Annotated in this window: 24 protein-coding genes and 1 tRNA gene; 11 read left to right on the top strand and 14 right to left on the bottom strand. The window is 64.0% G+C overall.

All coding sequences use genetic code 11. The features are described from left to right. Positions 1-23: 23 nt before the first annotated feature. The 4 genes from ABD847_RS10620 (at position 24) to ABD847_RS10605 (ending at position 3,168) form a co-directional block, all read left to right on the top strand. Positions 24-108 (top strand) — tRNA-Leu (locus ABD847_RS10620). A gap of 494 nt (positions 109-602) precedes the next feature. Next, positions 603-1,061 (top strand): hypothetical protein, encoded by a 459-nt coding sequence (locus ABD847_RS10615; RefSeq protein WP_345012790.1) that lies wholly within the window; start codon positions 603-605, stop codon positions 1,059-1,061. Positions 1,062-1,533: 472 nt separating this feature from the next. Further along, positions 1,534-1,767 (top strand): DUF2789 domain-containing protein, encoded by a 234-nt coding sequence (locus ABD847_RS10610; RefSeq protein ID WP_345012788.1) that lies wholly within the window; start codon positions 1,534-1,536, stop codon positions 1,765-1,767. Positions 1,768-1,770: 3 nt separating this feature from the next. After that, positions 1,771-3,168 (top strand): class II fumarate hydratase, encoded by a 1,398-nt coding sequence (locus tag ABD847_RS10605; RefSeq protein ID WP_345012786.1) that lies wholly within the window; start codon positions 1,771-1,773, stop codon positions 3,166-3,168. On the opposite strand, the gene ABD847_RS10600 is transcribed toward ABD847_RS10605, so the two are convergent. Next, positions 3,154-5,844, bottom strand: coding sequence for a DUF2339 domain-containing protein (locus ABD847_RS10600; RefSeq protein ID WP_345012784.1), 2,691 nt, complete (start codon positions 5,842-5,844; stop codon positions 3,154-3,156). The genes ABD847_RS10605 and ABD847_RS10600 overlap by 15 nt on opposite strands. A gap of 104 nt (positions 5,845-5,948) precedes the next feature. On the opposite strand from ABD847_RS10600, the gene ABD847_RS10595 reads away from it, so the two are divergent. Beyond that, positions 5,949-6,773 (top strand): HD-GYP domain-containing protein, encoded by an 825-nt coding sequence (locus tag ABD847_RS10595; RefSeq protein WP_345012782.1) that lies wholly within the window; start codon positions 5,949-5,951, stop codon positions 6,771-6,773. Here ABD847_RS10595 and ABD847_RS10590 read toward each other — a convergent pair whose 3' ends face one another. Next, complete coding sequence (locus ABD847_RS10590; RefSeq protein ID WP_345012780.1) at positions 6,774-7,709, bottom strand: LysR family transcriptional regulator; 936 nt, start codon at positions 7,707-7,709, stop codon at positions 6,774-6,776. A gap of 156 nt (positions 7,710-7,865) precedes the next feature. Here ABD847_RS10590 and ABD847_RS10585 point away from each other — a divergent pair, with 156 nt between their 5' ends. Then, positions 7,866-8,063: a hypothetical protein gene (locus ABD847_RS10585; RefSeq protein WP_345012778.1), complete on the top strand. Its 198-nt coding sequence runs from the start codon at positions 7,866-7,868 to the stop codon at positions 8,061-8,063. A gap of 159 nt (positions 8,064-8,222) precedes the next feature. On the opposite strand, the gene hfq is transcribed toward ABD847_RS10585, so the two are convergent. Continuing rightward, the gene (hfq, locus tag ABD847_RS10580) at positions 8,223-8,576 is read right to left on the bottom strand and encodes an RNA chaperone Hfq (protein ID WP_345012776.1); all 354 of its coding nucleotides are present in this window, start codon (positions 8,574-8,576) and stop codon (positions 8,223-8,225) included. A 222-nt stretch (positions 8,577-8,798) separates the two neighbouring features. Between hfq and ABD847_RS10575 the strand changes: the two genes are divergently transcribed. Both ABD847_RS10575 and ABD847_RS10570 read left to right on the top strand, forming a co-directional pair. Continuing rightward, entirely contained in the window at positions 8,799-9,170 is a 372-nt protein-coding gene (locus tag ABD847_RS10575; protein ID WP_345012774.1) for a DUF3302 domain-containing protein, read from the top strand. A 3-nt stretch (positions 9,171-9,173) separates the two neighbouring features. Continuing rightward, positions 9,174-10,307: an HlyD family secretion protein gene (locus ABD847_RS10570; RefSeq protein WP_345012772.1), complete on the top strand. Its 1,134-nt coding sequence runs from the start codon at positions 9,174-9,176 to the stop codon at positions 10,305-10,307. Between the two features lie 53 nt (positions 10,308-10,360). Here the strand turns inward: ABD847_RS10570 and ABD847_RS10565 are convergent, their stop codons facing one another. The 7 genes from ABD847_RS10565 to ABD847_RS10535 all read right to left on the bottom strand — a co-directional run bounded on the left by ABD847_RS10565 (position 10,361) and on the right by ABD847_RS10535 (position 14,808). Next, entirely contained in the window at positions 10,361-11,236 is an 876-nt protein-coding gene (locus ABD847_RS10565; RefSeq protein WP_345012771.1) for an MBL fold metallo-hydrolase, read from the bottom strand. Next, on the bottom strand, positions 11,226-11,657 hold the full coding sequence (locus tag ABD847_RS10560; protein WP_345012770.1) for a PaaI family thioesterase: 432 nt from the start codon (positions 11,655-11,657) through the stop codon (positions 11,226-11,228). The genes ABD847_RS10565 and ABD847_RS10560 overlap by 11 nt, the downstream gene beginning before the upstream one ends. Next, entirely contained in the window at positions 11,654-11,998 is a 345-nt protein-coding gene (locus ABD847_RS10555; protein ID WP_345012768.1) for a carboxymuconolactone decarboxylase family protein, read from the bottom strand. Before ABD847_RS10555 ends, ABD847_RS10560 begins: the two co-directional genes overlap by 4 nt. Next, entirely contained in the window at positions 11,995-12,225 is a 231-nt protein-coding gene (locus ABD847_RS10550; protein ID WP_345012766.1) for a hypothetical protein, read from the bottom strand. The genes ABD847_RS10555 and ABD847_RS10550 overlap by 4 nt, the downstream gene beginning before the upstream one ends. Continuing rightward, positions 12,210-12,674 (bottom strand): NifB/NifX family molybdenum-iron cluster-binding protein, encoded by a 465-nt coding sequence (locus tag ABD847_RS10545; protein WP_345012764.1) that lies wholly within the window; start codon positions 12,672-12,674, stop codon positions 12,210-12,212. Before ABD847_RS10545 ends, ABD847_RS10550 begins: the two co-directional genes overlap by 16 nt. 79 nt (positions 12,675-12,753) lie before the next feature. Beyond that, positions 12,754-14,055, bottom strand: a complete 1,302-nt coding sequence (locus ABD847_RS10540) for an MFS transporter (RefSeq protein ID WP_345012762.1) — start codon at positions 14,053-14,055, stop codon at positions 12,754-12,756. A gap of 96 nt (positions 14,056-14,151) precedes the next feature. Continuing rightward, positions 14,152-14,808, bottom strand: a complete 657-nt coding sequence (locus tag ABD847_RS10535) for a sugar phosphatase (protein WP_345012760.1) — start codon at positions 14,806-14,808, stop codon at positions 14,152-14,154. A 232-nt stretch (positions 14,809-15,040) separates the two neighbouring features. Here ABD847_RS10535 and ABD847_RS10530 point away from each other — a divergent pair, with 232 nt between their 5' ends. Both ABD847_RS10530 and ABD847_RS10525 read left to right on the top strand, forming a co-directional pair. Beyond that, the gene (locus ABD847_RS10530) at positions 15,041-15,523 is read left to right on the top strand and encodes a GNAT family N-acetyltransferase (protein ID WP_345012758.1); all 483 of its coding nucleotides are present in this window, start codon (positions 15,041-15,043) and stop codon (positions 15,521-15,523) included. Between the two features lie 38 nt (positions 15,524-15,561). Further along, positions 15,562-16,122 carry an NUDIX domain-containing protein gene (locus ABD847_RS10525; protein WP_345012756.1) on the top strand — a complete coding sequence of 187 codons (561 nt, stop codon included), beginning with the start codon at positions 15,562-15,564 and terminating at the stop codon, positions 16,120-16,122. 111 nt (positions 16,123-16,233) lie between these two features. Here ABD847_RS10525 and ABD847_RS10520 read toward each other — a convergent pair whose 3' ends face one another. The 3 genes from ABD847_RS10520 to ABD847_RS10510 are packed head-to-tail and all read right to left on the bottom strand — an operon-like array spanning position 16,234 to position 20,447. Continuing rightward, positions 16,234-17,766, bottom strand: coding sequence for a DHA2 family efflux MFS transporter permease subunit (locus tag ABD847_RS10520; protein WP_345012754.1), 1,533 nt, complete (start codon positions 17,764-17,766; stop codon positions 16,234-16,236). Between the two features lie 11 nt (positions 17,767-17,777). Further along, a complete protein-coding gene (locus ABD847_RS10515; protein ID WP_345012752.1) occupies positions 17,778-18,986 on the bottom strand; it encodes an HlyD family secretion protein in 1,209 nt (402 codons plus the stop codon). An 18-nt stretch (positions 18,987-19,004) separates the two neighbouring features. Beyond that, entirely contained in the window at positions 19,005-20,447 is a 1,443-nt protein-coding gene (locus tag ABD847_RS10510) for an efflux transporter outer membrane subunit (RefSeq protein WP_345012750.1), read from the bottom strand. Between the two features lie 120 nt (positions 20,448-20,567). Between ABD847_RS10510 and ABD847_RS10505 the strand changes: the two genes are divergently transcribed. Further along, on the top strand, positions 20,568-21,170 hold the full coding sequence (locus tag ABD847_RS10505; RefSeq protein ID WP_345012748.1) for a TetR/AcrR family transcriptional regulator: 603 nt from the start codon (positions 20,568-20,570) through the stop codon (positions 21,168-21,170). Between the two features lie 83 nt (positions 21,171-21,253). Here the strand turns inward: ABD847_RS10505 and ABD847_RS10500 are convergent, their stop codons facing one another. Next, positions 21,254-21,568, bottom strand: a complete 315-nt coding sequence (locus tag ABD847_RS10500) for a phage protein NinX family protein (RefSeq protein ID WP_345012746.1) — start codon at positions 21,566-21,568, stop codon at positions 21,254-21,256. Between the last annotated feature and the right edge of the window lie 19 nt (positions 21,569-21,587).

The raw sequence follows: 21,587 nt of genomic DNA, 5'->3' as shown, positions 1-21,587 counted from the left end.
GAGGGAATCTACCGCTGTGCTTGGCCCGGGTGGCGAAATCGGTAGACGCAGCGGATTCAAAATCCGCCGGGTAAAACCGTGTCGGTTCGAGTCCGACCCCGGGCACCACTTCAAATTCAATGACATAAGGCCACTCAGCGAGTGGCCTTATGTTTTTCTAAGCCGCCAAGTGGCGGCATAAAAAACCAGTCTTTCATCCAAACGCTTCCTCAACCCTGCCAGCCTGAAGCTTGGTTCTGGCTACCCACTTGACCCTGAACTTGCTATCTCTGGTTTATGACTGCGATTTATCGTGACAGCCGGCGTTGTCTGGCGGTCGATGATGGGTCCTTGAGCCTTGCCAGAACACTTACCCAGAAAAACCTACATATACAAAAACATACCTGTAATCCACCGCATTTTTACTTGAAATCAGCCGGGGCGCTTGCTCCGAGTATAAGCATGGTGTCTCCGCGCAGGAGGGGAGCTGTTGAAAACATGAGCCGTTTGTTTTCTGAGCTAACGCACACAACTCAGCGATGTTTATCTCTAATCTGATCCATATGGATCCCTTGTCGCTGTTGATCTGGAGGGACTCATAAAACCCAATAAAGGAGATAACCATGAGCACGACAGCTAATCCATTGAGTGACAACATGGCGCTGCATGCAGGCGCAGCCCAGACGAAACTCCAGCACCTCCAGGAAATTGTCAACGCGAACCAAAATATCCAAGCGATAGGGCCCACGTCGCCAAGCCAGGTCGCATTTGCAGAAGCCTTTATCTACGTCAAGGTGTACAGCAATGATCAGGGTTTCAAACTGCCATCAGGTGCTTTTGCCAAATTTGAAGGCACGGCATGGGGGGCCGCATTAGGCGGTGGGGTGACCTGGATGACCGCCGTGTTTGCCGTGGATGAATCGAGCATCTTTGGTGATGTCTCGTTTAACTTCAACTCTGCTGGGGGGCAGACCAACCTCAATTTTTGGCGGGGAAGTACCTTCATTGGCAGTGCCGTGGGGGCTGGGCTGGGGGTCAGCCTGGGTGCATCTGGCGGCAGTGGAACTTTTACCCGGGGTTGATGTACAAAGATGGGCTCTGGTGGCTAGCAATGAACATCAGCTGGGTTGCTGGCCGTCAATGAGAGTCGCAGCGAGGGACGCCAATTGGCGTCCCTTTGACATTGCCGTTCGCGATCGATTTTCCGGTTTGGTTGAGGCGGCCGGCTCCCGTGGCTGTTAGTGCGGATCCAGCCCTACCAGGCTCAACTCAGCCTATCCATGCCCCCTCTCTTGCATGCCAAGCATAATCAGCAAGGAGTCCTTCCTCTTGCCGTTATGATTGTGCTTGCCAGTTGGACTGATATGCCGGCCATCGCCAACTTGTATCTGCCTCTGCGCTGCTTCCTCGTTCAGCTCTGCGAACTGCCCGATTTATGTCTACCCGTTTCTTACACGGGCATGACAGGGCGGATGGGGGTCACCATACTTGGGCTGTGGTGTCAGTTGTCCGAGTGGGTAGGCAGGCTCGGGCATTCCTATGTGAGGTGAGGCGATGGAGAGTCAACTGCATGGTTTGCCGGCCCTGTTTCGTCAGCTGGGCCTGGCGGATGATCCCGAGGCCATTCGCGGCTTCGTCGCCGCGCATGCTCCCCTGGAGGACGGGCTGGCGCTGCACGATGCCGGTTTCTGGAGCCCGGCCCAGGCCCAGTTCCTCCGTCAGTCCAAGGCGGATGATGCCGACTGGGCCGAGGTGGTGGATCAGCTGGATGTGATGCTCAGGCGGTGAGGCATGACCCAGCCCAAGATGCGTCTCGAGCATGATGCCCTGGGAACCATAGAGGTTCCGGCCGACCGTTGCTGGGGAGCTCAGACCCAGCGGGCCCTGCTGCACTTTGCCATCGGCCAGGAGCGGTTTCCGCGCGCCCTGCTGCGCGCCTTGGGGCTGGCCAAGCGTGCGGCGGCCCTGAGCAACGTGGCGCTGGGTCGCCTGGACGCGCCGCGGGGGGAGGCCATAGCGGCGGCGGCCATGCGTCTGCAGGCGGGGGAGCTGGACGATCAGTTTCCCCTCACCATCTGGCAAAGCGGCTCCGGTACCCAGACCAACATGAATGCCAATGAGGTGCTGGCATACCTGGCCAACCGGCAACTGGGCTGCTCGGCGGACAGCCCGGCAGCGGTTCATCCCAACGACCACTGCAACCTGGGCCAGTCCACCAACGATCTGTTTCCCACCCTGATGCACATTGCCACCGTGGAGCAGCTGCATCACCAGCTGCTACCGGCGCTGACCACGCTGCACGCCTGCCTGGCCCACCAGGCCCAGGCCTGGGCGGACATGATCAAGCTGGGCCGAACCCATCTGCAGGATGCGGTGCCCCTGACCCTGGGGCAGGCCTTCTCGGCCTACGTCAGTCAAATTGCTGGGGGACGGCGACATATCGAGTCTGTGTTGCCCCAGCTCTATCCGCTGGCCCAGGGGGGCACGGCGGTGGGCACAGGGCTCAATACCGCGCCTGGGTTTGCCGAGCGGTTTGCCGACTACATAGCCCAGTGGACCGGCTTGCCCTTTTGCTCGGCGGACAACAAGTTTGCCGCCCTCGCGGGCCATGAGCCCCTGGTGGCCTTATCCGGCATGCTCAGCGTGCTGGCGGTGAGTCTGAACAAGCTGGCCAACGACATCCGCCTGCTGGGCTCGGGTCCCCGTGGCGGCCTGGGCGAGCTGCATTTGCCGGCCAACGAACCGGGCTCCTCCATCATGCCGGGCAAGGTCAATCCCACCCAGTGCGAGGTGCTGACCATGGTCTGTGCCCAGGTGATGGGCAACCACAACACCATCACCTTCGCCGCGGCGCAGGGCCAGCTGGAGCTTAATGTGTTCAAGCCCGTGATCCTCTACAACCTGTTGCAGAGCCTGCAGCTGCTGGCCGAGGCCATGGTCAGCTTCACCGCCTATTGCCTGACCGACCTGCAGCCCCAGCCGGCGCAGATGCGCCACTGGCTGGATCGCTCCTTGATGCTGGTGACGGCGCTGAGCCCGCGGATTGGCTATGAACAGGCCGCCCGGCTGGCCCAGGCGGCCCTGGCCAAGGGAACCACCTTGGCCGAGGAGGTCGTCGCCAGCGGTTGCCTGCCGGCGGACGAGGTGGAACGCCTGTTGCGGCCCGACAGCATGCTAGGGCCGCGCTGAGCCGCCCGACGTGTTGCGGCCCAGCACCTTGTGCTGATAGAACCAGCCCAGCCCCACCAGGCTCAGACCTAGCCCCAGGAAGGAGGCGGCGCGGTAGAGCCCCTGCAGGCTGCTCATGTCCCACAGGAAGATCTTGCACACCGTCAGCAGCAACATCAGCAGGGCGGCCCGGCGGATCTGTGGCCATTGGCGCCAGCCCCCCAGCAGCATCAGGGCGATGGCACTGAGCAGCCAGGCGGCGGAATGGCTGTACAGTTCGCCCTGGCTCATGGTCAGCCCAGATATGTCGCCTCCACGCCAGATCTGCCGCACCGCCAGGGTGAGAAACAGCAAGCTACTGACAAAGCCAAAGCCTGCCACCAAGCGGGCCGGCCAGCGGTGTTTGCCTTCCAGATTACGCCAGGCCAGCAAGGCCAGCGCGGCCGGTATCCCCCAGGCCAGCAGGCTGAGGTTGAGCAGGGGCCATTCGCCCAGCCAGCTGCGGTGCCACAAGGGGTTCAGCCACAGGCTGCTGCCCAGGCTTGTCATCAGCAGCATCATGCCCAGCAACAGGGGGGCCGCCAGGGCATAGACGTGGGCCAGCTGGCCGCCCAGCCGGGCCTTGCGCCAGTAGATCAGCGCCAGGGCGCCCCACAGGCAGCTGTGCACGGCGGCATCCTTGAGCTCATAGGCGGCCTGCCAGGGCTGACCGTCACTGAGCCAATAGCGGGCCTCCAGGCTGAGCCAGAGAGTCAGCAGCTGCAGGGCGCCGGCTTCCAGCCAGGCCTGGGTCTGTTGGCCGGGGCGACTGGGCAGCCAGCGGGCGGCCAGGAAGAAGCAGGCGACGGGGATGCCGTAGCCGTACAGGCTCCAGTGGATGCCAAAGACACCGCTCACCGGGTAGCTCAGCAGCCAGGGATTAAGGGAGAGGCGGGTCACCACGGCGGCGGCCAGCAGCTTGATGAGCCAATGGGGGATGAGATCCCCCTCCTTGCGCGCCAGGGCACAGAGGCCCGTCAGCTGCACCGCCAAGGCCAGGGTCAGGCTCTGTTCGTTGAAATAGAGGATGAGGGCCAGGGTCAGGCCAGCCTGGGAGCCGGCCATCAGCGCCAAACGGCTGGCCGTGGGCCAGTTCTGACGTCGGCTCAGCAAGCCAAACAGCAGACACAGTCCCAGGGCCTGCAGGGGCCAGATGATGCTGGCATCATCCCACAGGCTGGCAGTCTGGGGGGCGGCCCTGTGATAGAGCAGGGCCAGCATTAACAGGGGCAGACTGACCAGTAGGCTGCCCCAGACCCCAGGTCGCCAGCGGCTGCGGAGCCGCGGCAGCAGCGTCAGGCTGGTGAGCAGGGCCAGGCCCATCCCCCAACGCCAGAGTGGCCAGAGTTGCTCCGGCGCCAGGTTGACCTGGCGAGGCCAGTGGGGGTGGGCGGCCACCGCCAGCAGCAGTCCCAGACTCGCCAGCCAGGGCAACAGATCCAGCGCCGGTGTCCGCCGGCTGCAGTAGAGGCTCAGGGCCAGCCAGCCCAGCAGGCTGAGCCACAGGGCGGTGGGGTAATGGAACCAGATCAGCTGAGCGCAGCTCAGCAGGCTGAGGATGACCGCCAGCCAGTGCAGGTGATTGATCAGCGGGCGGGCGCCGTGGCGGTGCAACGGCCAGCGGACCGCCCGGTAGTCCAGGCGCCAGCCCAGGCCCGGCAGGGCCAGGAAGGCGTAGGCCGACAGCAGCAGGTACGTCGCCAGCAGGGCCGGTTGCCCCGGCTGTATGTTCCAGCTCAGCAGATACCAGGCAAAGTGCGCCAGCAGGGTGCCCCACCACAGCCAGGTACGGCGTACCCGGCATTGCAGCGCCAGGGCAGCCAGGCTGATGAGCCCCACGTAGCCCAGCAGGCCAGCCTGGCTGCTGTGGCCGGTATCCACCAGCACAGGCACCAGATAGCCCCCCAGCATGCCCAGCACCGCCAGCAGCGGCCCCTGCAGCAGGGCCAGGGCCAGCCCCAGCAAGGCGGTGAGGGCCAGCAAGCCGAAGGTCAGGCCTGTGCCCAGCAGGCCGTAGAGTTCGTGAGCGGTCAGCAGGCTGGCATAACAGGCGATGAGGCCGCCACTGGCCAGGGCCGCCGGCACATAGTCGGCTTTTTGTCCCAGCCGTTGGCCCAGCACGGGCGCACTGTGCCGGCGCAGCCACTCGCTGCCCATCAGCAGGGTCAGCCCCAGGGCGCCGCTCGCCAGCACCCGACCCGTGGGGCCCAGCACACTGTGTTCCACGCCAAATTTCACCAGAAAGATGCCGCCTAAGGCCAGGGCGATGCCGCCCACCCAGACCAGCCACCGGGAGGCCAGATCCCGCTCCAGGCGGTTGCTGTCGCGGCCGTCTATCGCAATAGGCTCGGCCGGCATAGGGCCCGATTCGGCAACAATTTGTTGTCGCGGCGGCGAAGGGGGTGCGGCTCGCGGTGCCGGCGGCAAAGGATCTGCCGCCCTCGATACCGCCACCCTAGGCGCTTCGGGCTTGGGCGCCAGAGCCACAGCGACTGGCGTGGCCGTCTGGGCTGAGGCCGGCGATGGATCCGATACCTGGGAACGCAGCTCGGCCAGCTCGCGTTCCAGGCGGGTGAGGCGTACCAGAGCAATCAGGCCGCAGATGGCACCGACCACCACCAGGAGGCCGAACAGCAGGAGCAGGATAATAAAGTCCATGTCATTGATCCGATTGAGGCGGGTGCTTGCATTGGCCCCGACGACGCCACTACCCTAACAGAGTCGTCCCTTTCCCAGCCAGCGCAAGGAGGTGCCGTTTGCGTATGTTGCGACCCCAATGGCGAATTGTGCTGCTCTATCTGGTGGCGGGATCTCTGTGGATCTTTTTCTCCGATCTGCTGGTGGCACAACTGGTGCGGGATCCGGTCTGGATCTTGCGGGTGCAAAGCATCAAGGGCTGGTTGTTCATCCTGATCACCGCAGCGCTGCTGTTTGTGCTGATACGGCGGGATCTTAACCGCATGCGGGCGGCCAATCAGGCATTGGTGGAGAGCTACGATCAGACCATTCGCGGTTGGGTGCGGGTGATGGATCTGCGGCACAAGGAGACCCGGGATCATACCCGGCGGGTCACCCTGATGACGCTGGCCCTGGCCCGGCGGGCCGGCATAGACGATGCCGGGCAGCTCAAGCAGATAGAGCGGGGGGCCCTGTTGCATGACATCGGCAAGATTGGCATTCCGGATGCCATCCTGATTAAGCCAGGTAAGCTGGATGCTCAGGAGTGGCAGCAGATGCAGCAGCACGTCACCATAGGGCACCGGCTGGTGAGCGATATCGCCTTTTTGCGGCCCTGTGCCGACATCCCCCATTATCACCATGAGAAGTGGGATGGTTCTGGCTATCCGGAGGGCCTGCAGGGCGAGGCGATCCCCTTGGCGGCTCGGTTGTTCGCCCTGGTGGATGTCTGGGATGCCCTGAGTCATCCCAGGGTCTACAAGGCCGCCTGGCCTGAGCCCGAGGTGCTCAGCTATCTGGCCGAGCACTCAGGCCGTCATTTTGACCCTCAGTTGGTCAAGTTGTTTATCAATCATTATCCCGATCTCAAGGCGGAACTGGCCACGGCCCTGGCTCAGCAAGCCGACTGATCAAGGCCCGTCCGGCGGCTGTAGCCAACAGGCTTCCCAGGGCGGCACCTCGCCACCCCATTCTTCTAGCAAAAAATCGATCATCCGTCGCACCTTGGCCGGCAGGTATTGCCGGCTGGGATAGAGGACACTCAGGGTCAGTTGGGGCATGTGATAACCGCTGAGCAAAGGTACCAGCCGCCCTTCGGCGAGGGCTTCGCCAATCATGAAACTGGGGCTGCGGGTGATGCCCATGCCCGCCAGGGCGGCCCCCACCAGGATGTCGCCGTTGTCCGCCTCCAGGGGGCCTGTCACCGCCACCTTGTACACCTCGCCGCCTTCACAGACGAAACTCCACTGGTTCGGCTCCGGTATACCGTTGTAGATGAGACAGTCATGCTGGCGCAGATCGTCCGGGGTGAGCGGAGTGCCGCGGCGGGCCAGGTAGTCGGGAGAAGCACAAATCAGCGTCCGGATGGGACTGATGGGCCGGGCAATCATGTTGCCATCCAGGGTGTTGGTGATCCGCAAGGCCAGATCCAGCCCCTCTTCGATAAGATCCAGCTTGCGGTCACTGGCCACTACCTCGACCCGAATATGGGGGTAGCGCTGGCGAAAACGGGCCAGGGCCGGGGCCAGCTGGCGGGCGCCGAAAGGAATGGAGACGCTGAGCCGCAGCCGCCCGGCGGGCTGCTGGGTTTCTTGTAATAGCTCCGACTCCAGCTCGTTCATTTCGTCCAGCAGGTGTAGGGTGCGGTGGTAATAGAGCTGACCCAGATCCGTGAGGTGCAGGCGCCGGGTGGTGCGTTGCAGCAGTCGCACCCCTAACTGCCCCTCCAGCTCCGCCACATAGCGGGACACTGCCGTGGTGGAGAGATTCAAGCGTTCGGCGGCGCCAACGAAACTGCCGGCTTCCACCACCTTACTAAACACCAACATGGCTTGCAGTTTATCCATGGCGACCTCTTTATCCCGAAATATGGGATTTATTCTAATAAAATGGCCAGTTTATTGCCATTTAAGAAAGGGTGATACTTCTCTCAACGGCCGGACATGCCGCGCCAAACCCCATTCGGCGTCCGTGAGACGCAACCCCATACCGAGGAGCTTACTATGAATATCATCCGCACTCTGACTGCTGCATCTGTCCTGCTGTTGGCGGCTACCGGCGCCCAGGCTCAACAGGGCGATGGCCCCCTGACACTGCGCCAAGCGTCTCAGGCTTCAGCCATCCCGACCCAGGTGGCTCAGGCGCAGCAAACGGGCTCCGCCAGCCTGGAATGGCCCCGCCGCGACTCAGATAACCGCTAAGTCTTAGATTCCGTAGCCTTCTGATTGGTCACCCGAGCGGTGGCCTTTTTTTTTGGCTTCGACAATCTGGCGGATGCTGCATAGCAAAACGGCTGGCGGTACCCGTGTCGTGACACGGTGACCGCCAGCCGTTGGCATGGCCAGGGCGCTCAGGGGCGCTTAGCTGCGCTCATCATCCTGTTGAGGCGTGTAGGAGGGGCGACGATCATCGCTACCATAACGTTCTGACGGCGGGCGGGGCCGGCGCGGACGCTGGAAGCCACCACGCTGTCCCAGCATGGCGATGGTGGAGATCTTGGCCTTGTAGATCATCTGCTGGTTGCCATTGGCATCGGTGAGCAAGACGCTGTACTGGTCGAAACCGCTGATGCTGCCTTCGAGTTTGATACCGCTGACCAGGAAGATGGCCACATGACTGCGGTTCTTTCTCAGCCAGTTCAGGGCAGAGTCCTGACCATTGCCCAGGGAGAACGCCTGCTCTAAAGAGGTGTAGTTTTGATTTTCCGCCGTCATCGTTCGATTCCCACGTATCCAAAGTCACCCGATTGTCCTTTATGGTCAAGCGGTTGTCAAAGCAATCCAAATCCGAATGGCTAAGCAGGGGAGTATGGGTTCATCTTTGATTATCCATCGCATCTTGAGTGTGCGGTGGATATCATATGAAGCTGTTATTTAGGTTCGGGCCGCCCATCTCTGATAGGCTGAAACGCGTCATAAGGACAAGGAGCGAGTGTCATGTTTCTGGATTACTTTGCTTTGGTGGTGTTGGTGTTTGTCTTGCTGGTCTGCTTCTACGGCGTGATCGCCATTCACGACATCCCCTACGAGATCTCAGTCAAACGTAATCATCCCCATCAGGATGCCATTCACATCGCCGGCTGGGTCAGTCTGTTCACCCTGCATGTGCTGTGGCCCTTCCTGTGGATCTGGGCCACCCTCTATCGCGAGGATCGGGGCTGGGGCATGGTCGGCAAGGACCACGACAGGATCAGCCAGCTGGAACAGCAGCTAGCCAGGATGGAGTTGCTGATGCAACAACGGCCCTCGGCGTCGTCCTCGGCCACGGCGGCGGCCGCTGAACAGCCGACCGCGGACAAGGAGGTTTAAGCCATGGATTTGCTGATTATTCTGACCTACGCGGCGTTCGCCTACGGCTGTTTTAAGGTGTTCAAGATCCCGGTCAACAAGTGGACCGTTCCCACCGCCGTGCTGGGCGGGGTGTTTGTGGTGGCCGGTCTGGTGCTGACCATGAACTACAACCATCCCTATACCTATGTGGCCCAGAAGGCGGTGGTGGCCGTGCCCATCATCTCCCAGGTGGTTGGGGTGGTGGATGAGGTGCCGGTGCGGCGCAATGAGCATCTCAAGGCCGGGGATGAGCTGTTCCGCATCGACCCTACCGTCTATCAGGCGCGGGTGGATCGGCTCAAGGCGGATCTGGTGACCGCCGAGCAGTCCGTCGCGGCGCAGCGGGACCAGTTGAGCGTCACCCAGGCCCAGGTGGCCCAGGTGCGGGCAGATAGAGACAAGGCGCGCAAGGATCTGACGCGCTATGAGCAAGCGGCCAGGAAGGCGGTCAACCCCTTCACCGAGCAGGAGGCCACCAACGCCCGCCAGGCCTTCCTGGCGCAAGAGGCCCGGCTGAGTGCCGCCGAGGCGCAGCAACAACAGATCCAGAGTCAGTTGGATGCCATCGTCAACGGTGAGAACGCCGGCATCGTCAGCCTGCGGGCCCAGCTCAAGGAGGCAGAATACAACCTGGCGCAAACCGTGGTGCGCGCCCCCAGCGACGGCTATGTCACTCAGGTACTGCTGGACAAGGGCAGCTATGTCAACAGCATGCCCTTCCGCCCGGCCATGTTCTTCATTCCTGATCAGGGCCGGCGTGTGGTTGCCTCCTTCCGCCAAAACTCCCTGTTGCGGGTCAAGGCCGGCGATGAGGCGGAGGTGGTGTTCACCGGCGTGCCGGGCACCGTCTTCAAGGGCAAGGTCAGGCAGGTGATGCCGGTGGTGCCGGAAGGGGTCTATCACACCCAGTTTGCCCTGCAGACCATCAGCTTTGATGGGCGCAACGGCATTCTGGCGGAGATAGAGCTGGATCCTGCCGTGGATGCCTATCATCTGCCGGATGGGGTGGCGGCCCAGGTGGCCATCTACACGGAGCACTTCCACCATGTGGCCGTGATGCGCAAGGTGCTGCTGCGCATGACCGGCTGGATGCACTACCTGTATCTGGATCACTAGTCAGGCGCAACGCCAACCCATTAAACGAAACCCTGTCTAGTGCAGGGTTTTTGTTATGGGCGATGCGGTTCGTTAGACGGCGGCGGCAAAGGGCAAGGGCGCAGCGCAAAGCGGTACCGATCCCCGGCCTGGATGGGGCGCACCTGGGTAGTGGGCAGGGCCGCCGCCAGATAGGGGATCACCGGATCGCCGCTGCAGTGCCCCAGACAGAGAAAATCCGGTGCCCAGTGGCCTAGCCAGCGGCGGGTGAAGGCGAGCCGTTCCTGGCTGGCGTGCAGCAGGTGCAGACCACCGATCACTCCCGCCAGCCTCGGCAGTCCGGTGAGGCTCAGCAGGTGCTGCACCGTGTTCACCAGGCCCGCATGACAACAACCCAGCACCACCACCAGGCCCGCCGGGGTGGCGAGCCAGAGGGCCTGATCATCCGGGATGGGATCGGGTGCTTCCCCGGCCTCATCCCAGAAGAAGGGGCCGCCGCTGTCCTCGATGGTATGCGGGCGCGCAATGACACCGCTGGAGCCCATGCTGTCGGAGAAACGAAGAGGCTCAGCGCCCCAATGAGCCAGCGGGCCCAGCCGGCTGGCCAGATCCGCCGGCATACCAATCTGCCTCACCGGTTTGCCGACATGGCGGCTGACCCGCGGGCGCAGGCAGTCGGGATGACCCTGCACCCGGGACAGCAGGGCATCCGGCAGGGACGCCAGGCCGCCGCTGTGATCCCAGTGGCCGTGGCTCAGCAGCAGGTGCTGGCAGCGCTGCAAGTCGACGCCCAGGCGGGCGGCATTGCTCTGCAAGCCGATACCTGCGCCGGCATCAAACAGCAGTGGTGACTGCCCGTCATCCAGCCAGCAGCTCCAGCCGTGTTCGGCCTGCAGACCAGGGTGTGCCTGGTTGTTGCACAGTACCTGCAAGGTCAGCTCAGTGGCCATGGACGGCGTGCCATGCTTGTGCGGGCAGCAGGAACTTGGCGCTGGCCCGGGCCAGGGGCCTATCCCCCTCACTCAGCTCGGCCTCCAGCTGGAACAGCTGCCGGCGCTGGCTCAGCAGACGTCCCGTGAGGCGCAGCGGCGTCAGCAGGGGGGCCGGCGCCAGGAAGCGCACCTGCAGTTCGGCAGTCAGGGCCTGATGGCCCAGGCTGAACAGGCAGTGGGTCATGGCCGCATCCAGCAGGCTGCTGATGATGCCGCCGTGGATCAGTCCGGGGTAGCCCTGATGGTGGCGCCGGCCAATAAATTCGCTGCTGACCTGACCCGGCCCCAACAAGGCAAAGCGCAGGGGACCCAGGTCGCCACACAGGTGACAATCGGCGTGGATCTGCCGGGTCTGGTGATAGGTGGGCAGGGCGCTCATGCTCCCAGCAGCTCATCCACGGCGGCGCGGGCCTGCACCCCGTATATCAGACTGGGGCCACCGCCCATCAGGATGGCCACATCAATGGTCTCAATCATTTCCTCCCGGCTGGCGCCGACCTTGAGGGCGGCGGCCACATGGCTGGCGATGCAGCCGTCACAGCGGGCGGCAATGGCGATGCCGGTGGCGATCAGCTCCTTGTGCTTGGCGCTGAGGGCGCCGTCCTTCATGGTGGCCTGATGCAGACCGAGGAAGGCGTTGAAGGTGTCGGGGCTGGCCTGGCGGTAGGCGCGGCCCAGCTCCCGTTGATCCTGGTTGATCTGGCGATAGGACTTGCTCATGGCGTTTCCTTATTTTCGTAGCGAGAGGGCTGGTTTTTTGTCGCGGGGCGGGCGGGTTCCTGGATCTGGTACAGATGTTCCTGGCAGGGGGTGTGACAACCACACAGCCGGCCATCGGCCGGTGCCCGGCGCCCCTGCAGGCGCAGCCAGAAGATCAGGCTGCCGGCAAACAGGAACAAGACACCAAACAGGCCGCCCAGCAGCCACTGACTCAGTGCTGACAACATTTTTTGCCGCTGCCTTGCTCGCCATGACCCTGTTTGCAGCACGCCTGCTCACCGGCGGCGTCATGATCGTGATGGCAGCACTCACCCTTGGCCTGGTGGTTGACGGAGGGTTTGCCCTGGCTGGCGTCGGTGAGGGTCAGCAGACCCGGCGCCTGGGGGTTGGCCAGCTGCTCCGGCCGTGCCTGCCGCAGCTTGACCTCCTGCACCAGCAGCTTGCGCTCCAGCAGCTTGCCCAGCATCTGCTGACCGATGCCGCGCACCAGCACTCGCTCCACCCGGGCTGTGGCCATCAGATCCAGCAGGGCCTGCTTGCCGGCACAGTTGCTCTCGACGGCCGGGTTGGCCACCCGTCCCAGGGACTTGCCCTGTTCATCGATAAACAGCAGTTCGGGGGCCTTGGTGAAGTGCTTGGCCAGCTGATCTTGCTCCATGGGCAGTAAGGTAATCATGGGAGGGGCTCCTTATTTATTGGCATATGCCACTTTATATGCCTGAAGGGCCCATCCTGCAATCACTTTTTGCCTTGGATTAGCCTTTGACCTCCGCCGTCGGGGGTGGGGCTATGTCGGTCTGATCCTCCTGGGGATTGAACCTGGATTCGGTGGGGATGCGGGGATCCAGATCCGCCGCCAGCGGGGTGTTGGGCGGCACCGGCATATAGCTCTGATGTTCGGCCATGGGCACCGCCGAGCGTACCTTCTGCCGCCAGACAAGGTAGAGAGCCAGGCCGCCGGCGCAGAGGGCAAAGTAGCCAAACAGGCCGCTGGAACCCAGCTTGGTCATGGCCTGGGAGGCCAGCAGGGGGCCGGCGGTGGACCCCAGGCTGTAGGCCAGCAGCATGCCCTGGTTAGCGCTGATCATCTGCTCCGGGGTCAATTCGTCACAGGCGTGACTGAGGCTGATGGGGTAGATGGAAAACACCAGGCCACCGAACAGGAAGATGAGCATCGCCTGCACGCCAGGCAGCGCCAGTTGGCTGAGCAGCAGTATGGCCAGGCTCAGCACGGCCAGCCCCGCGCCCAACAGGGCCAGGATGCGCCGCCGATCGAAGCGATCCGATAGGCGACCCAGGGGATACTGCAGGCTGACGCCCCCCAGGATCACCAGGGCCATCTGGTTGGCGACCTGCTCCAGCGCCAGACCCTGGCGGGTGAAGAACAGGGGCAACAGGCCGTAGAGGGCCCCCAGCAGCAGACCCGAGGCCAGGCTGCTGCCCATGCCTGCCGGCGTCAGGCGCAGTAGGGTGAAGAAGCCCAGCTGGCGCGGGGTTTCGGTCTGGGGCATGCCTACCCGTGTCAGGGCCAGGGGGATCACCGACAAGGAGGCGCTCATGGCCACCAGGGCGAAGGGGCTCAGCTGTAAGGGATCGATATAGCGCAGCAGCCACTGGCCACCGGCCAGGCCGCCATAGAGCAAGATCATGTACAGGGCCATCAGCCGGCCCCGGGTGGCAGGGGAGCTGGACACCAGCATCCAGGACTCAATGACCACAAACAGGCCGCCGGTGGCAAAGCCACCCAGCAGGCGCAACAGACTCCAGGCCAAGGGATCCACCAGCAGGCCATGCCACAGGGCCAGGGCGGCCAGCAAGGAGGCATAGGCGGCATAGGCGCGGATGTGACCCACCCGGCTGATGATGCGGGCGTTGACGAATGAGCCCAGCACCAGGCCGGCGAAGTAGGAAGTGGAGACCAGGCCAATCCAGCCGGCACTGACCCCCTCTGCGCTCAGGCGCAGGGTCAGCAGGGTGGAGAGCAGGCCGTGGCCTATGATGAACACCACCAGGCTTAGCAGGGGTGAGATGACGGTGGGGGGAACGAAGGCCAGCATGGACAATCACCTGTGGCAAAGGAGATAGACCGACCATATTACATTTGGCTGGTCGGTACAAAATGAGCAGACCTGTCTAGGTCTGCTCGCTGTCAATCAGACGTGACGCAGGCTGAACCAGCCGTCCGCCTCGGCCTGGATCTGCAGGCCGGTGAGGCCCGGCAGCACCCAATCCACCTGAGCCAGCTCCGGCAGATCCGCCGGGGCATGCACCGCCAACACCCGGCAACCGGCGGCCAGACCGGAGCGCAGGCCAGCCCCCGCATCCTCCACCACCAGGCAGCTCTCGGCCGGCAGTTGCAGGTGTTCGGCCCCCAGCAGATAGGGATCCGGCTCCGGCTTGCCCCGGCTCACCTGCTCGGCGGTGATGAATACCTGGGGGCGGGGCAGGCCGGCCTGGGCGTGGCGGGCATGGGCCACCGGTACCGAGCCTGAGGTGACGATGGCCCAGGGGGCGCCCAGATCATCCAGCCGGTTGAGCAGCGCCAGGGCACCGGGCATGGCGGTGATGCCATCCGTGTCCTCGGCCTCCACCTTCTCCAGGGCCAGAAACTCCTGGCGCAGGCTGGCCTCGTCGGCCTGGGGCAGAAAGTGGCGCAGGGAGGTGATGGCCTGCTTGCCGTGAATAAAATCCAGCACCACCTGGGGATCCAGATCATGGGCCAGGGCCCAGTTGCTCCAGGCCCGCTCTACCACCACCAGGGAGTTGACCAGGGTGCCATCCAGATCGAACAGGAAACCTTTACAGCGCATGAAACACTCCTTGAGAAACCGGTTGCGCTCCACAGTATGCGCCCTCGACGGCCAAGAAAACATGGCTAACTGTGCCAGGCTGCGGTTCCTCATTTCCATCTTCCGCAGTCGACTGCGCCATGCCGCGCCGATCTAAGCCTACCGCCCTGCTCTGCGCCTGCCGCCCCTTGGGCACTTGTTTTGCAATGGTTCCCGGTGTCTAGTGACACAGTTGTAACCCAAGGGAGTCAAGATGGACTATCGCGTGTTTTGCCCGTCGGACGGACAGGGCGTCGTGGATCTGATACTGCCGATCCAGCAGCAAGAATTTGGTGTGCAGGTGACCCTGGCGGATCAGCCGGATCTGCTGGATATCCCCCACTTCTATCAGCAGGGCAAGGGCAATTTCTGGGTGGCCCTGGATGACGAGATTCTGGTGGGCAGCCTGGGGCTCAAGGACATTGGTGAGGGGGATCTGGTGCTGCGCAAGATGTTTGTGGCGCCGGCCTACCGGGGAGCCAGCGCCGTGGCGGCACACCTGCTGACCCAGGCGCTGGACTGGGCCCGCCAGCAGGGGGCGGCACGCATCTGGCTGGGTACCACGGATCGCTACCATGCCGCCCACCGTTTCTATGCCAAGCACGGCTTTGTGCCGGTGGCGGTGGAGAGCCTGCCGGCCCATTTTCCGCGCATGGCGGTGGACAGCCTCTTCTTCAGCTTGAACCTGACGGACTAGCCGCCAATTTTATTCATCACCCTTGAGGACAGAGCCCCATGAGCCAGGACAGCACAGCGCACAGCCCGGAAATCACCACCCTGGAGAGCCGGGAGATCTACGCCAACCGCTGGATGCGGCTGCGGGAGGACAGCATCCGGCGGGCCGACGGTCAGGAGGGGATCTACAGCGTGGTGGAGAAGCCGGATTTTGCGGTGATCGCCGCAGTGCAAGACGGTCTGATCTACCTGGTGGAGCAGTACCGCTACCCGGTGGCCGGCCGTCACTGGGAGCTGCCCCAGGGCACCTGGGACAAGGACGAATCGGATCCCCTGGGGCTGGCCCGGGCCGAGTTGCAGGAGGAGACGGGGCTGCGGGCCGGCCAGATGCAGTGGGTGGGACACCTCTACCTGGCCTATGGCTTCTGCACCCAGGCCTACGATCTGTTCCTGGCCACAGATCTGAGTCAGGGGCCCCAGGCCCTGGAGCCGGAAGAGCAGGGGCTCATCTGCCGGCCCTTTGCCATCGAGACGGTGCTGGAGCAGGTGCGGACGGGCCAGCTGCAGGATGCCACCACTGTGGCCGCCCTGGGGTTGCTGCGTCTCAAGGGGTTGATTTAGGCATAAAAAACCCCGCCGAAGCGGGGGAAATCGAGAGACACGTAGGCATTCAGTTAGGGGCAACAGTGCACTGCACTGTTGCTTTGTCAGTGCACCGCACTGTTGCTTCTGTCAGTGCACGGCACTGGTATCCACCGCATGGGTTGGTTTGGGTGCCAGCCAGATGAAGCCGGCGGCGATGGCAAACAGCAGGGCGATCAGCATGAACAGGTGGTTGGTGGCCACCATGACGCTCTGGCCTTGCAGCAGCCAGTCCAGGGTGCCGCGTATCTGGCCGTCACTGGCGCCAGACAGGGACATGGCCCGGCCGGCCATGCCCGACTGATCCGTCAGCCCCGCCAGCTCCGCATGGACGTAGCGGGTCTGCCGCTCCCAGCCGGTATTGACCATGGAGGTGGCAATGGCGCCGGACAGGGTGCGGATGAAGTTCATCAGCCCCGCCGCCGAGTCCATCTCGCGGGGCAGCACCGAGCCCAGCGCCAGGGCCGTCAGGGGCACGAAGAACAGCGGCATGCCGATCCCCTGGAACAGCATCGGCAGGCTGATCTGCCAGAAGGTCATGTCCATGTTGGCGTGGCTGCGAAACAGGGTCCAGATCCCCAGCCACAGCACCCCGGCAAACACCAAGGGCCTGGGGTCCATCTTGCTGGCCAGATTGGCGATGATGGGCGCCAAAAACACCGCCAGCACCCCCATCATGGCGGTGGAGTAACCCGCTATGGTGGCCGTGTAGCCCATGTAGATCTGCAGCCACAGGGGCGTCAGCACCGTGATGGCGAAGAAGGCGCCAAACGCCAGGGCCAGGGTCATCATGCTGCTGCGGTAGCCCCGATGGCGGAACACCCGCAGATCCACCACAGGATTTTTCTCCGTCAGCTCCCAGATCAGGAAGGCGACAAAGCCGATGGCGGCGATGATCCCCAGGGTGACGATGCGGCTGGACTCGAACCAGTCGTGATCCTTGCCCTCATCCAGCATGATCTGCAGGGCGGCCACCCAGACGATGAGCAGGCCCAGCCCTATCTTGTCGATGGGCAGCTTGCAGGTGGGCAGCTCGAAGCGGCGCAGCAGCTGCCAGCACAGGAACCCCGCCGCCAGGGCGAAGGGCGCCTTGACGTAGAAGATGTAGGGCCAGCTGTACTGATCGCAGAGGATCCCCCCCAGGATGGGGCCCATGATGGGTGCCACCAGGGTGGTCATGCTCCACAGGCCGATGGCGGCATGACTCTTCTCCTTGGGGAAGATGCGCAGCATCAGCGTCTGGGACAGGGGCATCAGGGGGCCGCCGGAGAAGCCCAGAAACACCCGGAACAGCACCAGCATGTTCATGCTGGTGGCCATGCCGCACAGGATGGAGAACAGGCCGAACAGGATGAAGCAGGTGACGAACACCCGCACCGCCCCGAAGCGACTCGCCAGCCAGCCGGTGAGGGGCACGGAAATGGCCTCCGCCACCGCATAGGAGGTGATCACGTAGGTGCCTTGGCTCGTTGAGGTGCCCAGGCTGCCGGCGATGTTGGACACCGACACGTTGGCGATGGTGGTGTCCAGGATGGCCAGGAAGTTGGCCATGGCCAGCATCAGGGCGCCCAGGGCCAGTTGCCCCCCTTGCAGGGGGGCGGGTTCGCGGTGAGCAAGTTCCATGGACTACCTCGTTACTCCTGGCGCTGGGCCGGAGGGGCGTTTTTGGCCAGGGCCGGGCCGGTTACTTCGACCGAGGTGTCGACGGTGGCTTCCATGGAGAGCCCCACCTGCAGCGGCCGCGCGGCCAGCTCCTGGGCGTCCAGCTCGATGCGCACCGGCAGCCGTTGGACCACCTTGATCCAGTTACCGGTGGCGTTTTGCGCCGGGATCATGGAGAAGGCGGAGCCGGTGCCGCCGGAGAAGCCGGTCACCACGCCGTGGTAGATCTGGCTGTCACCGTACAGATCCGCCACCACTTCCACCGGTTGGCCCACCTTGACCTTGCTCAGCTCCACCTCCTTGAAGTTGGCATCCACGTGCACTGTCTGCAGCGGCACCACGCTCATCAGGGGTTCCCCCACCTGCACCCGCTGGCCGACCTGCACCTGACGCTTGGCCACCACGCCGTCCACCGGAGCGCGGATCTGGGTACGGGCCAGGTCCACCTGGGCTTGTTCGAAGCGGGCGCGGGCCAGCTGCACCTCTGGGTTGGTCTCCACCGTGCTGTCCATGATCAGGCTGGCGTTGGCCTTCTTGGAGCCGATGGAGGAGAGGCGGTTGGCCTGGCTCTGGGCGCTGGCGGCCTTGGCGGCATCCAGGTTTGCTTCGGCCTGGGCCAGGGCATTCTTGGCGTTGGTCAGCTCCTCGCCGGAGACGGAGCCGGAGGCCACCAGGGCCTCACGACGGGTCAGATCCACCTTGGCCCGGGCCAGATCCGCCTGGGCGGCCAGCAGCTGGGCGGCGGCGCGCTTCTCGTCCGCTTCCCGCGCCTTGATCTGGGCGGCCAGCATCTCGTCGTTGGCCAGGTAGCTGCGCACATGGCGGCGGGCCAGGGCCAGGTTGGCCTCGGCCTGGGCCAGGGCCAGACGGGCGTCCGTGTCATCCAGGGTCACCAGGACGTCGCCCTGCTTCACCGCCTGGGTATCCACCACGGCCACCGCTTGCACTATGCCTCCCACAGCCGGGGTGACGGCGGCCAGTTCGGCGGCGGTATAGGCGTTGTCGGTGCTGACGTAGCGGCTGCCCACCAGCCACCACCAGCTGCAGTAACCGACGGCGGCCAGGGCCACCACCAGTGCCAGACCGGCAAAGCCGCGCTTGCGCTTGGCGGCCAACTGGCGTTGCTCAAGTTGTTCATCCACCGGATCTTGGGTGGGGGAGACTACGTGTATCTGGGTCATGAGCGGGATCGTCCGTTATCAAGAAGAGGTTGCCTGGCTGCCGCCGCCCAGGGCGTGCACCAGATTGATGTCGAGGGCCAGGGCCCGGGCCTGCAGGTTCACCAGCTGCTCCTGGCTCGCCAGCAGGGATTGTTCGGCGCTGAGCACATCCAGGTAATTGGCCAGCCCCCCCTGGTAGCGGTGGTTGGCGATGTCGTAGGCCTGCTGGGCCGCGTCTACCGCCGCCTGGGTGCGCTGCAGACGGGCCCCCAGGGCCTGGCTGCTGCTGACCGCATCCGCCACCTGCTGCAGGGCGGTGAGCAGGCTGGCGTTGTACTCCGCCACCGCCTGTTCATAGGCCGCCTTGGCGCTATCCAGTTGCCCCTCCAGCCGGCCTGAGCTGAACAGTGGCAGGTAGAGGGCCGGGCCTATGCCGCCGGCACTGGAGCCGGCGGCGCTCAGGTTCTCCAGCCCGAGGGCCTGGGTACCGATGAAGCCGCTCAGGCTGATGTTGGGGTAGAACTGGGTCTCGGCCACACCGACCCGGCTGGCGGCGGCTTCCACCTGCCAACGGGCGGCTGTGATGTCGGGTCTGTGGCCCAGTAGATCCACCCCCGCCTCGGCGGGCAGGCCGAAGCGGCTGCTCAGCGCCAGGCGGGGACGCTGCAGGCTCAGGCCCCAGTCAGGGCCCTTGCCCACCAGGGCGGCCAGGGCATGGCGCTGCAGGCCGATGGCTTCGTCGATGGCCAGCAGGTTGGCCTCGGCACTGGCGGCCAGCGACTCCACCTGGCGCACCGAGCCCAGGGTCTCCAGGCCGTTGCGCTGACGATCCTGGAACAGGGTCACGGTTTCCTGCCGGATCTTCAGGGCGGTGGCGGCGGTGTCCCGGGTGGCGTACAGACGAGCCAGCTCGGCATAGGCCTGGGCCAGCCCGCTGGTGAGCAGGCGACGAACATCCGCCTGCTGGGCCTGGGCGGCGGCCAGTTCGGAACGGGCGGCGGCCACCTGGGCATGGTGTTTGCCCCAGAAGTCCAGCTCGTAGTTGAAGCTCAGCAGGCCGGAGCCGTAGGTGTTCCAGTCCCGGGGCACGTAGTCGTTGCCGTTGTTGTAGCTGATCTTCTGCTGGGTGATGGCGCCGCTGGCGCTGATGTCCGGTCCCAGCTCGGCACCGGCCTGGCGGGCGGCCCCCTGGGCTTGCGCCAGGCGGGCCCGGGCGATGGCCAGGGTGGGGGAATCGGCCAGGGCCTGGGTCATCAGGCTATCCAGCTGAGGATCCTGATAGCGGGTCCACCACTGTTGCACGGGCCAGCTGTCCTGCCGGGCGCCGGCCAGACTCTGGCGGCTGGCGAGCTGGTCGGCCTGCAGCAGGGGGGCGTCGGGCAAATCCGGCTGGTGGGCGCAGGCGGCCAGCAGCAGGCTGCTCAATAACGGGGTGAGCCGGTAGCGCAACAGGCGACCGGCTCGCGGTTGTGGCTTAGGCATGGGTGAGGGGCTTCCTTTGTCGCTTGTGTGTTATAACTGTACCGTACGGTACGGTTATAATTTGACAAGCACCCTGCCGTCAAGGAAAACTAGCGCGTCCTTATCAGCCGGAGAGGCAGCATGCGCGTCAAGAGTGAGGCCAAGCGACAGGCCATCCTGGAGGTGGCCCGGGAGGCCTTCACCCGTCAGGGGTTTGAAACCACCTCCATGTCGGCCATCGCCAGTGCGGTGGGGGGATCCAAGGCCACACTGTATAACCACTTCAGCTCCAAGGAGGCGCTGTTCGAGGCGGTGATGCTGGAGTTCGGCCGCCGGATGCGCATCGCCGAGGCGTTCGAGGAACTGGATGCGACAGCAGCTCTGCCGACCCAACTGCAACGGCTGGGGAAATATTACCTGTGCTTCATGCTGCACCCCGAGGTGATGGCGCTGCGCACCGTGGTGCTGCACGAGGCGGCGCGTTCCCAGGTGGGGCGCCGCTTCTATGCCCTGGGGCCGGAGAAGGGCTGGAAACTGTTCAGCCAGTTTCTGTCGAGTCACCAGGCCCGCTTGGCATTTGACGACCCCTGGATCTGTGCCATGCACTTCAAGGGGCTGCTGGAGGCGGAGCTTATCGAGCCCTGCAGTCTGGGTGCGCGACCTATGCCGGCCGATGACGAGCTGGATCGGGTGGTGTCCCGGGCGGTGCGGGTGTTTCTGGCGGCTTATGGCCGAGGTGGATGAGAGGGTGATGCTAAACAGGCGGTGGGACGACGAACTCCACCTGCTGAATTAGACGGCCCGGCCGGACCTGAGGTTGCGGGCCCTTAGTGGGCCAGATCCAGCCGCAGGGTGCGGTGAACGTTGAGGAAGGCCATCATGGCCGCGCGCAACGGGTTGGTATGTTTCATCTGGCGACCCACCATCTCCACCACCATATCCGTGTGATCCAAAAATCCCGGGTAAGCCATGGCAATCCAGTCCTGGCGATAATGATCCGGGATCAGGGCGATGTTGTGGCGCTGGATGAGGGGCCAGGCATCCTGCCAATTGTCGCAAGGGGCGAAGTTGGCATGCTTGATTCCCAGTGTCTTGGCTACCAGGGCATTGAGCTGCTGATCGGTCAAGTGGTCCAGATCCACGTTTTCTCCTGTCTCATTT

This window comes from Pseudaeromonas paramecii, assembly GCF_039540575.1.
Taxonomy (GTDB): domain Bacteria; phylum Pseudomonadota; class Gammaproteobacteria; order Enterobacterales; family Aeromonadaceae; genus Pseudaeromonas; species Pseudaeromonas paramecii.
This window is presented reverse-complemented; position numbering and strand designations above follow the sequence as displayed.

Excerpts from the sequence above, each read along its gene's own strand:
- ABD847_RS10615 (WP_345012790.1), top strand. The coding sequence starts at position 603 with ATGAGCACGACAGCTAATCCATTGAGTGACAACATGGCGCTGCATGCA.
- ABD847_RS10610 (WP_345012788.1), top strand. The coding sequence starts at position 1,534 with ATGGAGAGTCAACTGCATGGTTTGCCGGCCCTGTTTCGTCAGCTGGGC.
- ABD847_RS10605 (WP_345012786.1), top strand. The coding sequence starts at position 1,771 with ATGACCCAGCCCAAGATGCGTCTCGAGCATGATGCCCTGGGAACCATA.
- ABD847_RS10600 (WP_345012784.1), bottom strand. The coding sequence starts at position 5,844 with ATGGACTTTATTATCCTGCTCCTGCTGTTCGGCCTCCTGGTGGTGGTC.
- ABD847_RS10595 (WP_345012782.1), top strand. The coding sequence starts at position 5,949 with ATGTTGCGACCCCAATGGCGAATTGTGCTGCTCTATCTGGTGGCGGGA.
- ABD847_RS10590 (WP_345012780.1), bottom strand. The coding sequence starts at position 7,709 with ATGGATAAACTGCAAGCCATGTTGGTGTTTAGTAAGGTGGTGGAAGCC.
- ABD847_RS10585 (WP_345012778.1), top strand. The coding sequence starts at position 7,866 with ATGAATATCATCCGCACTCTGACTGCTGCATCTGTCCTGCTGTTGGCG.
- hfq (WP_345012776.1), bottom strand. The coding sequence starts at position 8,576 with ATGACGGCGGAAAATCAAAACTACACCTCTTTAGAGCAGGCGTTCTCC.
- ABD847_RS10575 (WP_345012774.1), top strand. The coding sequence starts at position 8,799 with ATGTTTCTGGATTACTTTGCTTTGGTGGTGTTGGTGTTTGTCTTGCTG.
- ABD847_RS10570 (WP_345012772.1), top strand. The coding sequence starts at position 9,174 with ATGGATTTGCTGATTATTCTGACCTACGCGGCGTTCGCCTACGGCTGT.
- ABD847_RS10565 (WP_345012771.1), bottom strand. The coding sequence starts at position 11,236 with ATGGCCACTGAGCTGACCTTGCAGGTACTGTGCAACAACCAGGCACAC.
- ABD847_RS10560 (WP_345012770.1), bottom strand. The coding sequence starts at position 11,657 with ATGAGCGCCCTGCCCACCTATCACCAGACCCGGCAGATCCACGCCGAT.
- ABD847_RS10555 (WP_345012768.1), bottom strand. The coding sequence starts at position 11,998 with ATGAGCAAGTCCTATCGCCAGATCAACCAGGATCAACGGGAGCTGGGC.
- ABD847_RS10550 (WP_345012766.1), bottom strand. The coding sequence starts at position 12,225 with ATGTTGTCAGCACTGAGTCAGTGGCTGCTGGGCGGCCTGTTTGGTGTC.
- ABD847_RS10545 (WP_345012764.1), bottom strand. The coding sequence starts at position 12,674 with ATGATTACCTTACTGCCCATGGAGCAAGATCAGCTGGCCAAGCACTTC.
- ABD847_RS10540 (WP_345012762.1), bottom strand. The coding sequence starts at position 14,055 with ATGCTGGCCTTCGTTCCCCCCACCGTCATCTCACCCCTGCTAAGCCTG.
- ABD847_RS10535 (WP_345012760.1), bottom strand. The coding sequence starts at position 14,808 with ATGCGCTGTAAAGGTTTCCTGTTCGATCTGGATGGCACCCTGGTCAAC.
- ABD847_RS10530 (WP_345012758.1), top strand. The coding sequence starts at position 15,041 with ATGGACTATCGCGTGTTTTGCCCGTCGGACGGACAGGGCGTCGTGGAT.
- ABD847_RS10525 (WP_345012756.1), top strand. The coding sequence starts at position 15,562 with ATGAGCCAGGACAGCACAGCGCACAGCCCGGAAATCACCACCCTGGAG.
- ABD847_RS10520 (WP_345012754.1), bottom strand. The coding sequence starts at position 17,766 with ATGGAACTTGCTCACCGCGAACCCGCCCCCCTGCAAGGGGGGCAACTG.
- ABD847_RS10515 (WP_345012752.1), bottom strand. The coding sequence starts at position 18,986 with ATGACCCAGATACACGTAGTCTCCCCCACCCAAGATCCGGTGGATGAA.
- ABD847_RS10510 (WP_345012750.1), bottom strand. The coding sequence starts at position 20,447 with ATGCCTAAGCCACAACCGCGAGCCGGTCGCCTGTTGCGCTACCGGCTC.
- ABD847_RS10505 (WP_345012748.1), top strand. The coding sequence starts at position 20,568 with ATGCGCGTCAAGAGTGAGGCCAAGCGACAGGCCATCCTGGAGGTGGCC.